Origin of the sequence: Streptomyces sp. NBC_00207, from assembly GCF_045160965.1 — a bacterium.
GTDB lineage: Bacteria > Actinomycetota > Actinomycetes > Streptomycetales > Streptomycetaceae > Streptomyces.
In genome coordinates this window covers 6455409-6467358 of the sequence record NZ_CP130715.1, presented here as the reverse complement: position 1 = coordinate 6467358, position 11950 = coordinate 6455409, and the positions used below count along the sequence as shown (strand labels likewise).

The following is an 11950-nucleotide window of genomic DNA, read 5'->3' as shown; positions in this document are numbered from 1 at the left end:
GGGGGCCTCCGGAGCGCGGGGAGAGCGGTGATCGTTCTCCCGGAGAGTAGGGCCCGCCTCCGACAACGCCGCAGGGGGCGGCGGCCGGAGTTCGGCTGCCGCCCCCTGCGGTGGAGGCCCCTCCCGGCGGTGGCCGGGGGCGTACGGGAGTACTACGCGGCCAGCTTGGCCAGCGTCGCGTCGATGCGGGCCAGGGAGCGGTCCTTGCCCAGGATCTCCAGGGACTCGAACAGCGGCAGGCCGACCGTGCGGCCGGTGACCGCCACACGGACCGGGGCCTGGGCCTTGCCGAGCTTGAGGCCGTGGGCCTCGCCGGCGGTCAGGACGGCCTGCTTGAGGGACTCGGGGTCCGTCCAGTCGGCGTTCGCCAGGTTCTCGCGCGCCGTCGTCAGGAGGGCCGCCGGCTCGCCCTTCATCGCCTTGTCCCACGAGGCCTGGTCCTCGACCGGCTCCTTGCGGAAGAGGAAGTCGACGTTGGCCGTGATGTCCGACAGCACGGTGACGCGGGTCTGGGCGTAGGGGGCGATGCGCTCCCAGGCCTCGGCGTCGAAGTCCTCGGGCGCCCAGTTGGCGTGCGGGGCCTGCAGCCACGGGGCGCAGGCGTCCGCGAAGGCCTTCGGGTCGAGCAGGCGGATGTGGTCGCCGTTGATCGACTCGGCCTTCTTCAGGTCGAAGCGCGCCGGGTTGGCGTTCACGCCGTCGATGTCGAACTTCTGGACCATCTCCTCGATCGAGAAGACGTCCTGGTCCTTGGAGAAGGACCAGCCGAGGAGCGAGAGGTAGTTCAGCAGGCCCTCGGGGAGGAAGCCGCGCTCGCGGTACAGGTTGAGCGAGGCCTCGGGGTCGCGCTTGGAGAGCTTCTTGTTGCCCTCGCCCATCACGTACGGCAGGTGGCCGAAGGCGGGGGTGGACTTGGCGACGCCCAGCTCGATCAGCGCCTTGTAGAGGGCGATCTGGCGGGGGGTCGACGAGAGGAGGTCCTCGCCGCGCAGGACGTGCGTGATCTCCATGAGCGCGTCGTCGACCGGGTTGACCAGCGTGTAGAGCGGGGCGCCGTTGGCCCGGACGATGCCGAAGTCCGGCACGTTCTCCGGGGTGAAGGTCAGCTCGCCGCGGACCAGGTCGGTGAAGGTGATCGGCTCGTCGGGCATCCGGAAGCGGACGATCGCCGGGCGGTGCTCGCCCTGGTACGCCTCGACCTGCACGGTGGTGAGCTCGCGGCAGTGGCCGTCGTAGCCGGAGGGCTTGCCGGCGGCGCGGGCGGCCGCGCGGCGCGCGTCGAGCTCCTCGGTGGTGCAGTAGCAGTGGTACGCGTAGCCGCCGTCGAGCAGCTTCTTCGCGACGTCCTTGTAGATGTCCATGCGCTCGGACTGGCGGTACGGGGCGTGCGGGCCGCCGACCTCGGGGCCCTCGTCCCAGGTGAAGCCGAGCCAGCGCAGCGAGGCGAGCAGCTGGTCGTACGACTCCTCGGAGTCGCGGGCCGCGTCGGTGTCCTCGATGCGGAAGACGAACGTGCCGCCGTGGTGGCGGGCGAACGCCCAGTTGAACAGGGCGGTGCGGACCAGGCCCACGTGGGGGTTGCCGGTCGGGGAGGGACAGAAACGTACGCGGACAGGTCCGTTAACCACGCTTGATCACCTTGTTGGTGAGAGTGCCGATGCCTTCGATGGTGACGGCGACCTCGTCGCCGACGTTCAGGGGGCCGACTCCGGCCGGGGTCCCCGTGAGGATGACGTCGCCCGGGAGCAGCGTCATGGCCTCGGTGATGTGGACGACGAGGTCTTCGATGGAGCGGACCATGTCGCTGGTGCGGCCGAGCTGGCGCTGTTCGCCGTTGACGGTGCACTGGATGGTCAGGTCGCCCGGGTCCAGGTCGGTCTCGATCCAGGGGCCGAGGGGGCAGGCGCTGTCGAAGCCCTTGGCCCGGGCCCACTGCTTCTCCCGCTGCTGGACGTCGCGCGCGGTGACGTCGTTGGCGCAGGTGTAGCCGAGGATCACGTCCTTGACGCGCTCCCTGGGGACCTCGCGGCACATGCGTCCGATGACCACGGCGAGCTCCGCCTCGTGGTGGACGTCCTGGGAGAAGGAGGGGTACGTGATCGGGTCGCCCGGGCCGACCACCGAGGTGGAGGGCTTGAAGAAGGTGATGGGGGCGTCCGGGACCTCGTTGCCGAGCTCTGCCGCGTGCTCCGCGTAGTTGCGGCCGATGGCCACGACCTTGTTCGGGAGCACGGGCGGCAGCAGCCGGACCTTGCTCAGCGGGACCTTCGTGCCCGAGAGCTCGAAGTCCGCGAACGGGATGCCCTTGATGATGTCGAGCACGAGCGTCGCTTCGTCGCCGGGGGCGGTGCTGCCCTCGACCGCGCCGAACGCGACATTGCCGTCGATCGAGAACCTGGCGATGCGCACGTGTTGCGTCTGCCCCTCTGTATGTCCGCTGGCTGGAGTCTGCGGACCCAGGCTAACGCGGCGGGCAGGGACGCTTCGCGTTACGCAGTCGTGCGGCTACTGCGCGGCGGCGACCGGTGCGTCCATCAGGACCGTGCGGCGCGGGTTGGCGGTCTGCGTCGGCAGCTCGACGGAGTGTTCCGGGGTGGCCGGCGCCGCCTGCAGCTCCTCGGCGTCCTTGAGGTGCGCGAGGGTGGTGCGGCGGGGGTTGGCTATGTTGCGGAACATCATCGTCGTCTTCATGGGAGTTCGGGGTCCTCGGTTCGATCTTGTGAGTGTCGGCTGTCGATGCACCAACCCTGGCGCCAACCCTTTAAGGGGCAAGGCTAAACATCTGAATCCCCCGCCGAACCAGGAAGTAATGGCCATGGCTGTGTGAGTTTGCTCACCAGTGAGCAGACATTCACGGCAAAATGGACAGCCAACCACACCCCTCGAAACGGACATTGCGCCACTGAATGCGCCATTCCGCTCCTGATCATCGCGACTGGGACACCTTGCCAGCCATGTTGTTTGGATGACGTAAGTCCGGTTTCTACCGAATGCGGTCGCACATCGCGTAGCGCTTCCGTCACCCCACGTGACCGACTCTCCGGCCCGACGCGCGCACCTTGTTGGAGATCCTCCACTGTGCTGGAATTCGCGGGACCGCCGCGGGAATCAGACGGCGCGCAGGTGGCGCGACTCAGCGCCGAGCGCGGCGGCAAGGAGAGGGAGACGCGCCGGTCACCGACGACCACCATGGGGCCGCACGTGCCCCACGACTCGACACCGTCCCACCGGTCGCCCGGCGGGACGCCTGGTCCAGAGGTTGCGACGCTAGTGCAGGGACGATTCAAGAGGGATGGCAGCGCTGCGGCGGAGCAGGAGCCGCGCGGCGGGACCGACCGTGGCTCCTCGCCCCAGCACGCCCAGAACCGCGGGCCGGCTGTCGAGGGCGCAAGCCCCGACTCCTCCGCCGCGGTGAAGGCGAAGGGCCGTGGGAAGACCGCCAAGGCGGGCAAGGCCAAGGCCGGGCCGGCCGAGCAGGACGTGGCGATACCGAAGGCCCCCAGTGGGCCCGGCTCTCGCCTCGCCATGCAGAACTGGCGCATCAGCACGCGACTCGTGTCGCTGCTGACCCTGCCGGTCGTCGCCGCCACCACGCTCGGTGGCTTCCGCATCAACGACTCGCTCAACGACATCGCGCAGCTGGAGCACATGCAGCTGCTCACGACGATGACCCGGCAGGCCACCAACCTGGCCGCCATGCTCCAGGAGGAGCGCGACCTCTCCGCAGGTCCGCTCTCACTCTCCAAGGGCAAGAGCACCAGCAGCGTCGACGTGGTCCGCCAGCAGACCGACACCGCCGCCAAGGCCTTCGCCGCCGCGACCGACAAGGTCGACAGCACGGGCGCGAAGGACGACACCCTCAAGTCGATCCGCAACAACGTGCTGCAGATCGGCCGTCAGATCGCGAACATCCAGACGGTCCGCGACAAGGCGTACGTCAACGGCGCCCAGCAGACCGTCAGCGAGTACAACGCGATGATCGTCTCGCTGCTCTCGCTCTCCCAGGACATGGCGCAGGCCACCTCCAACCCGGAGATGATCAAGCGCACGCGCGCCCTGGCGGCCTTCTCCGCCGCCAAGGAGTACGCCTCGATCCAGCGCGCGATCATCGCCGCCTCTCTCCCGGACACCAACGAGCGCCAGGGCAAGCTGGAGGAGAACGACCGGCTCTACGCCCTCTCCGCCCAGAAGGGCGAGACGCAGGCGAAGACCACCTTCGAGCTCGTCTATCAGGGCCGGACCGAGGAACTCCTCGCGGGTCTGGGCGACAGCAACTCGGAGATCTCCACCGCCGACCACTACGCGCGCCGCGTGCTGACCAGCCAGGACGCCTTCCTCCGCGAGAAGAACCGCTCGTGGCTGGACTGGTACGACGCCGACGGCACCAAGCTCGCGGCCATGAAGGTCATCGAGCTGACCCTGCTCGAGGAGATGGAGCAGAAGGCCCGCGAGCTGAAGAACGAGGCCCAGCAGGACGCCATCGTCAACGGTGCCCTGATCCTCCTCGTCCTCGGTGTCTCCCTCGTCGGCGCCTTCGTCATGGCCCGCTCGATGATCCGCTCGCTGCGCCGCCTGCAGGACACCGCGACGCGCGTCGCCCAGGACCGGCTGCCCGAGCTCGTCAAGCAGCTCTCCGAGTCCGACCCGCAGGACGTGGACACGTCCGTGGAGTCGGTCGGTGTGCACACCCGCGACGAGATCGGCCAGGTGGCCGCGGCATTCGACGACGTGCACCGCGAGGCCGTCCGACTCGCCGCCGAGCAGGCCCTCCTGCGAGGCAACGTCAACGCGATGTTCACCAACCTCTCGCGCCGCTCGCAGGGCCTCATCCAGCGTCAGCTGTCGCTCATCTCCGAACTGGAGTCGCGCGAGGCCGACCCGGACCAGCTGTCCTCGCTCTTCAAGCTCGACCACCTCGCGACCCGCATGCGCCGTAACGGCGAAAACCTCCTCGTCCTCGCGGGCGAGGAGCCGGGCCGCCGGTGGACCCGCCCCGTCCCGCTGGTCGACGTGCTCCGTGCCGCCGCCTCCGAGGTGGAGCAGTACGAGCGTGTCGAGCTGTCCTCGGTGCCCGGCACCGATGTCGCCGGCCGCGTCGTCAACGACCTCGTGCACGTCCTCGCCGAGCTGCTGGAGAACGCCACCTCGTTCTCCTCCCCGCAGACCAAGGTCAAGGTCACCGGTCACGCGCTGCCCGACGGCCGTGTGCTCGTCGAGATCCACGACACCGGTATCGGCCTCTCCCCCGAGGACCTCGCCGCGATCAACGAGCGACTCGCGTCGCCGCCGACCGTGGACGTCTCCGTCTCCCGGCGCATGGGTCTGTTCGTGGTCGGCCGCCTGTCCCTGCGACACGGCATCCGCATCCAGCTGCGCCCCTCCGACTCGGGCGGTACGACGGCCCTCGTCATGCTGCCGGTGGACGTCGCCCAGGGCGGCAAGAAGCCTGGTCCGATACCGGGCCAGGGCGGCCCCGGTGGCGCCCAGGGTGCCCCCGGCGGACAGGCTTCCGTGCCCGGTGCGGCCGCACGGCCGCCCGTGGGCGCGGGCCCGCAGCGCGGTCAGGTCGGTGCGGGCGGCCAGCGTGCCGCCCTCCCGGGCCGCGACGGCGCCGGTCAGCGTCCGCAGGGCCCGCAGGGCGGGCGGCCTCCGCAGCAGGGCGGCCCCGGTGCTCCCGGTGCCCGTCCGCAGCAGGGTCCGACCACCGCGGGCCAGGGCCAGGGTGGCTTCGGTGCCGGTGGGCCGCTGCCGGCCCGCGGTCCGGTCGCCAACGGCGGATTCGGCGGCGGCCCGCAGGCCCGTCCGGCTTCGTCGCCCTCGGTGTCCGGTCCGTCCGGGTTCCCGCAGGGCAACGGCTTCGAGCGACCGCAGCAGCCGCAGCAGGCCCAGCAGCAGCAGCAGCCCCAGCAGCAGCCGGGCGGTCAGGCCCCCAACGGTGCCCGCCCGCAGCTGCCGCCGCGCGGCGGTGCCCCGCGTGCCGAGCTTCCCGGCCCGCAGGCCACCAGCTGGGGTGCCGATCAGGCCCGCGGCCACGACGAGCTCTCGGGCCCCGGTTCGACGGCGGAGTTCGCCCGTCCGGACTTCAACGCCCCGATGCCGCAGGGTGACGGGCTGGGCAGCACGACCGGACAGTTCGAGCGTCCGGACGTGCGGGGCCCCGTGGACCCGTCCACCACCGGACAGTTCGAGCGCCCGGGCTACCAGCCCCAGCGGCCCGGCGGCCCCGGTGTCGGCGGATTCGCCCGTCAGCAGCCCCAGGCCCCGCAGCAGCCGCAGGCTCAGCAGCCGGGCGGCGGGTACGCACCCGTACCGCCCGCGCGCCCGGAGACCCCGCGCCTGCCGCAGGCTCACCGGCCGGAGGCGCTGCCGCCGGCCCAGAGCTCCGGCGACGGCCGCAGCCCGATATTCGACACGCTGGAGTCGAACTGGTTCCGTGAGGAGGGGCAGCAGCCCCCCGCGCAGGGACCGGGCGTACCCCAGCAGCCGCAGCAGTCCGCTCCGGCGGCCCCGGCGCCGCAGCAGCAGCTGCCGCAGCGCGGCCGGGAGCAGGCGGCCGAGCCCGCCGCGGCGGCGACCGGCAGCATGCCGACCGTCAGCTGGAAGTCCTCGCCGAACGACGAGCTGATGCGCCAGGCCGAGCGCGTGCGCCAGCCCGCCGCCGGCGGCATCACGACCTCGGGGCTGCCCCGCCGGGTCCCACGGGCGAACCTCGTGGCCGGCACGGCGCAGCAGCAGGCCGATGCGCAGCCGGGTCCCCAGGTCTCGCGTGCCCCGGACGACGTCCGCGGCCGTCTGACCAACCTCCGACGCGGTATCCAGCAGGGCCGTCAGGCCGGCAACAACGGACCGGCGACCGGCAGTTACCACATCGACCCCACTTACCAGCAGGAGCGATAGTTGAGTTCGATGAGCCAGGCGGCACAGAACCTGAACTGGTTGATCACCAACTTCGTGGACAACACCCCAGGGGTGTCCCACACGGTGGTGGTCTCCGCCGACGGACTCCTTCTGGCGATGTCCGAAGGATTCCCCCGTGACCGCGCCGATCAGCTGGCGGCCGTGGCCTCCGGACTGACCTCGCTGACCGCCGGGGCCTCCCGCATCTTCGAGGGCGGCGCCGTCAACCAGACCGTGGTCGAGATGGACCGGGGATTCCTCTTCCTCATGTCCGTCTCGGACGGATCCTCGCTGGCCGTACTGGCGCACCCCGAGTGCGACATCGGCCTCGTGGGCTACGAGATGGCTCTTCTTGTGGATCGCGCGGGCAGTGTCCTCACCCCGGACCTGCGCGCCGAACTGCAGGGCAGCCTGCTCGGCTGACTTCCCCCCTCCCGGCCGGACGGTACTTCCGGCCGGGAGACCGGGGCCCCGCCCCCGGAATCCAGTACCCCCGCCAGGCCGTCATACAGTCCCCCCCACCGGCCGCCCCGTCAGACGGCACGCTGACCACTGCTGTCCAGCCCGGAGGATCAATGACCCCGCCCCCCGCCTACTCCGATTCGTACGGAGACTCGTACTCGGAAGGCGATCAGCCGCTGGTGCGTCCGTACGCGATGACCGGCGGCCGGACCCGGCCCCGCTACCAGCTCGCGATAGAGGCGCTGGTCAGCACCACCGCCGATCCGATGCACCTGTCCGGCCTGCTCCCTGAGCACCAGCGCATCTGCACCCTGTGCCGCGAGGTCAAGTCGGTCGCGGAGGTCTCCGCGCTGCTGTCGATGCCGCTCGGTGTGGCCCGGATCCTCGTCGCCGACCTGGCAGAGGCCGGAATGGTGGCCATCCACCAGCCGGGCAATGGAGAGGCCGGCGGCACGCCGGATGTAACGCTGCTCGAAAGGGTGCTCAGTGGCCTTCGGAACATCTAGCGGAGCGGCTCCTGCTCGCTCCACCACCTCCGCGAAGATCGTGGTGGCGGGCGGCTTCGGCGTGGGCAAGACCACGTTCGTCGGAGCCGTGTCCGAGATCAACCCGCTGCGCACCGAAGCCGTCATGACGTCCGCGAGCGCGGGGATCGACGACCTCACCCACACCGGTGACAAGACGACCACCACGGTCGCCATGGACTTCGGCCGCATCACCCTGGACCAGGACCTGATCCTGTACCTCTTCGGTACCCCGGGCCAGGACCGCTTCTGGTTCATGTGGGACGACCTGGTCCGCGGCGCCATCGGTGCGATCGTGCTCGTGGACACGCGCCGCCTCGCCGACTGCTTCCCGGCCGTCGACTACTTCGAGAACAGCGGCCTGCCCTTCGTCGTGGCCCTCAACGGCTTCGAGGGACACCAGCCGTACACGCCGGATGAGGTCCGCGAGGCCCTGCAGATCGGCCCCGGCGCCCCCATCATCACGACGGACGCCCGCCACCGGGCAGACGCCAAGAGCGCGCTCATCACGCTCGTGGAGCACGCCCTCATGGCGCGTCTCAAGTAACACCCACGCAGGCAGCCCGGCTCAAGCGGCACCACTCAAGTCCCACGGGTTCTTCACAACATGAGAGGGCGGGCTGTGTCATAGGACACGGCCCGCCCTCTCGGTTCATAACGTTTCGACAGACAATTGCCGTCAGTTGACCACGGGGTGCGTTCGGTTGGTGCCGCTACGCGCACAACTTCCCCTATTTTTGCCGCAGGAAGCTCTTTATGTCCGATTTACGTGGGGCATAAGGATCTCGGAATGGCTGATTCCAACTGTTTGGAACACGGCCGTTAACCGTGCTGGAATTCAACGAACTAGCTAGTAGCACCGCCGGAAGGTTGTTGGTCGAGTGAGGCGAAGCAACGCAAGCCCCGCGGTTGAACCCGCGCGCGGCAACTTCACCCCGCCGCCGCGAGCGGCCGCGTCGCCCGTCGACGTGCCCGTGGAGCCACCGGCGCGCCCCGGGAGCACCAGCAAATTCTCGCCCCGCAACTGGCGCGTGCCGACCCGCCTGAACGCCATCCTCCTCGTGCCGGCCCTCGTGGGCCTGGTCATGGGCGGCTTCCAGGTGAAGGGCTCCGTCGACCAGTGGAACGAGGCCAAGGACGCCGAGCAGATAGCCCGGGTCGTCCAGGCGGCCTCGGAGTACAGCCAGGCACTGCTCAACGAGCGTGACCTGACGGCCGAGCCCCTCCTGAACGGCCAGACCAACTCCCAGCAGGTCACCAAGGCCTACGCGGTCACGACCGAGGCCAAGGAGAAGTTCGACAAGGCCGTCCAGGACATGCCGAAGAACCAGGGCCTGGAACGGCGTCTGGACCTCTTCCGCGCCGAAGAGCCCAAGCTCAAGGACGTCCGGGAGAAGGCCTACCAGGCCGCCTTCGAGACCCCCAAGAAGAACCTCCCCTCCGCGGCCGGCCCCATCCCGACCGAAGAGGGCTACGTCGGGGTCGAGCACTACCTCATGCAGTTCGCCAACGAGCTCGGCCTCGGCACCGGCAACGTGACCTCGTACGGCCGCATGGTCTACGCGGTCCAGCTGGCCAAGGCGGCGAACTCGCTGCAGCGCTCCGTCGGCACCCACCTGCTCGTCCGTCCCAGCACGGACGAGAACGTGCGCAAGGCCCAGCTCGTCGCCTTCTCCTCCTACGCCTACCTCGAGGAAATCGCCATCGGCGAGTACGTCGCGGCCGGCACCGAGGACGACGTGAACCGCCTCAAGGAGGTCATGGGCAAGAAGTCGGAGGAGGGCAAGGCCAAGCTCGCCGACGCCAAGCACCAGGCCGAGCAGACCGGTGCCCGCTTCGTGCCGCCGCCCGCCCCCAACGGCAACCCGCTCCTCGGCATGACCGAGGCGATCGCCAGCGGCGAGAACAAGAAGAAGCTCGCCGAGAACGGGACGAACCCCCTGTTCTGGCAGGCCGCCGCCACCGCCAAGTTCGACGGCTACGACGAGATCGAGAAGGAACTCCTCAACAAGGCCGTCAACGACGCCGTCGCGGTCTCCGACGAGGCCCGCACCGACGCGATCGTCAACGGCGCCATCGTCGTCGTGGCCCTGCTCGCCGCCTTCATCATGGCCGGCCTCATGGCCCGCCAGATGGGCCGCGCGATGCGCCGCCTGCGCAGCTCGGCCTTCGACATCGCCGAGCAGCGCCTGCCGATGCTCGTCGACCAGCTCTCGCGCACCGATCCGGGCAAGGTCGACACCCGTGTCCTGCCGATCCCGATCGACTCCCAGGACGAGATCGGCGAGGTCGCCCGCGCCTTCGACCAGGTCCACCGGGAAGCCGTACGGCTCGCCGCCGAGCAGGCGCTCCTGCGAGGGAACGTCAACGCGATCTTCACGAACCTCTCCATGCGCAACCAGTCGCTGATCGAGGGCCAGCTGACCCTCATCACCGACCTGGAGAACAACGAGGCCGACCCGGACCAGCTGGAGAACCTCTTCCGCCTGGACCACCTGGCCACCCGCATGCGCCGCAACGGCGAGAACCTCCTCATCCTCGCGGGTGAGGAACCGGGCCGCCGCTGGGACCAGCCGGTGCCCCTCGTCGACGTGCTGCGCGCCGCCTCCTCCGAGGTGGAGCAGTACGAGCGCATCGAGCTCTCGGGCGTCTCCGAGGCCGAAATCCACGGCCAGGCCGTGACCGACCTCGTGCACCTGCTCGCCGAGCTGCTGGAGAACGCCACCACGTTCTCCTCCCCTCAGACCAAGGTCAAGGTCACCGCGACCCGTCTGCCCGACGGCCGCGTGATGGTCGAGATCCACGACAAGGGCATCGGCCTCACCGCCGAGGACTTCGCGGACATCAACCACAAGCTGGCCAACCCGCCGACCGTGGACGCCGCGATCTCGCAGCGCATGGGTCTGTTCGTGGTCGGCCGGCTGGCGGACCGCCACAGCATCCGCGTCCAGCTGCGCCCCTCGGGCGAGGCGGCCGGCACCACCTCGCTGGTCATGCTCCCCGACGCCATCACCCACGGTGGCGGTGGCGAGGGCGTTCCGGACGACGACTTCACGGTCTCCCAGATCATCCCGGAGCAGAAGGCCCAGCAGGCCGCCCCGCTGCGCACCGCCGCCGAGCTCGGTTTCGACGACTCGCGCTACGACCAGCAGGGCCCCGACGGCCTTCCGGCCGACCCGCTCGGCCGGTCCCTGGGACAGCAGGAGCGCCGGGCCGCGCTGGCGGCCCAGGTGGGCTACCCGCAGGACCAGCAGCAGTACGCCGACCAGCCCTCCCAGGAGTATCCGGAACCGCAGCCGGAGCACGGGTACCAGGAGTACCAGGGCTACGAGCAGCAGTCCGGACAGGCCTACGACACCTCCTACGAGGCTCAGCAGGCACAGCAGGGCTACGAGGCGTACCCGCAGCAGGACTACGGCTATACGGAAGACGGCTACCCGGACCAGCAGCCGGCCGCCCAGGGCTACGACAATGGTTACGAAGCCCGGTCGGAGCAGGCCGAGTGGCCCGAGCAGAACACGTATCCGGCTGCCTACCAGCAGGATTACGGGACCGAATCGGAATCCCAGGCCGTCCCCGAACCGGCCGCGGAACGCGTAGGCTTCGACCGTCCGGGCGCCGCTGCCGACACCGGTCACGTGATGACCGGAGCGGGCCTGCCGCGCCGCGGCAGCCAGCAGCAGTGGCAGCCGGCACAGCAGGAAGCGGAGTCCACCGGATCCCTCTTCGAACAGCGGTCGCCGCGTCAGCAGCAGCCCGCCGCTCCGGAGCAGGGGAAGGAAGGCGGCACCGACTGGCGCTCGGGTAACGACGAGCGCTGGCAGCAGGCCGCCAAACTCCGTGAGCCGAAGGCGGGCGGGGTCACCCCGTCCGGTCTCCCTCGGCGCGTGCCCAAGGCCAACCTGGTCGAGGGCGCAGCGGAGACGACCCCGCAGGGCGGCCCCCAGGTCTCCCGCGCTCCGGAGGACGTCCGCGGCAGGTTGAGCAATCTGCGGCGGGGTGTCCAGCAGGGACGCAACGCGGGTTCTGAGCAGTCAAGTAACAGCTATGACCAGGAGCGTTAGTGT

General features: G+C 70.0%; 8 protein-coding genes. 5 read left to right on the top strand and 3 right to left on the bottom strand.

Features of this window, described 5'->3' with window-relative positions; genetic code table 11:
- Window positions 1-152: 152 nt before the first annotated feature.
- The 3 genes from gltX to OG472_RS30645 all read right to left on the bottom strand — a co-directional run bounded on the left by gltX (window position 153) and on the right by OG472_RS30645 (window position 2691).
- Window positions 153-1628, bottom strand: coding sequence for a glutamate--tRNA ligase (gene gltX, locus OG472_RS30655; RefSeq protein WP_401613340.1), 1476 nt, complete (start codon window positions 1626-1628; stop codon window positions 153-155).
- Complete coding sequence (locus OG472_RS30650) at window positions 1621-2409, bottom strand: fumarylacetoacetate hydrolase family protein (RefSeq protein ID WP_030708445.1); 789 nt, start codon at window positions 2407-2409, stop codon at window positions 1621-1623. The genes gltX and OG472_RS30650 overlap by 8 nt, the downstream gene beginning before the upstream one ends.
- A gap of 96 nt (window positions 2410-2505) precedes the next feature.
- Window positions 2506-2691 (bottom strand): hypothetical protein, encoded by a 186-nt coding sequence (locus tag OG472_RS30645; RefSeq protein WP_373918621.1) that lies wholly within the window; start codon window positions 2689-2691, stop codon window positions 2506-2508.
- Window positions 2692-3270: 579 nt separating this feature from the next.
- Here OG472_RS30645 and OG472_RS30640 point away from each other — a divergent pair.
- The 5 genes from OG472_RS30640 (at window position 3271) to OG472_RS30620 (ending at window position 11947) form a co-directional block, all read left to right on the top strand.
- Window positions 3271-6897, top strand: a complete 3627-nt coding sequence (locus tag OG472_RS30640) for a nitrate- and nitrite sensing domain-containing protein (protein WP_405942276.1) — start codon at window positions 3271-3273, stop codon at window positions 6895-6897.
- Window positions 6898-6906: 9 nt separating this feature from the next.
- Window positions 6907-7320: a roadblock/LC7 domain-containing protein gene (locus OG472_RS30635; RefSeq protein ID WP_030708442.1), complete on the top strand. Its 414-nt coding sequence runs from the start codon at window positions 6907-6909 to the stop codon at window positions 7318-7320.
- A 152-nt stretch (window positions 7321-7472) separates the two neighbouring features.
- On the top strand, window positions 7473-7865 hold the full coding sequence (locus tag OG472_RS30630; protein ID WP_030014827.1) for a DUF742 domain-containing protein: 393 nt from the start codon (window positions 7473-7475) through the stop codon (window positions 7863-7865).
- Window positions 7846-8430 (top strand): ATP/GTP-binding protein, encoded by a 585-nt coding sequence (locus OG472_RS30625; protein WP_383563527.1) that lies wholly within the window; start codon window positions 7846-7848, stop codon window positions 8428-8430. Before OG472_RS30630 ends, OG472_RS30625 begins: the two co-directional genes overlap by 20 nt.
- A 334-nt stretch (window positions 8431-8764) precedes the next feature.
- Window positions 8765-11947 carry a nitrate- and nitrite sensing domain-containing protein gene (locus OG472_RS30620; protein ID WP_401613345.1) on the top strand — a complete coding sequence of 1061 codons (3183 nt, stop codon included), beginning with the start codon at window positions 8765-8767 and terminating at the stop codon, window positions 11945-11947.
- The last annotated feature ends 3 nt before the right edge of the window (window positions 11948-11950 follow it).

Coding starts and splice junctions, on each gene's coding strand:
- OG472_RS30635 (WP_030708442.1), top strand. CDS start 6,907: ATGAGCCAGGCGGCACAGAACCTGAACTGGTTGATCACCAACTTCGTG.
- OG472_RS30630 (WP_030014827.1), top strand. CDS start 7,473: ATGACCCCGCCCCCCGCCTACTCCGATTCGTACGGAGACTCGTACTCG.
- OG472_RS30645 (WP_373918621.1), bottom strand. CDS start 2,691: ATGAAGACGACGATGATGTTCCGCAACATAGCCAACCCCCGCCGCACC.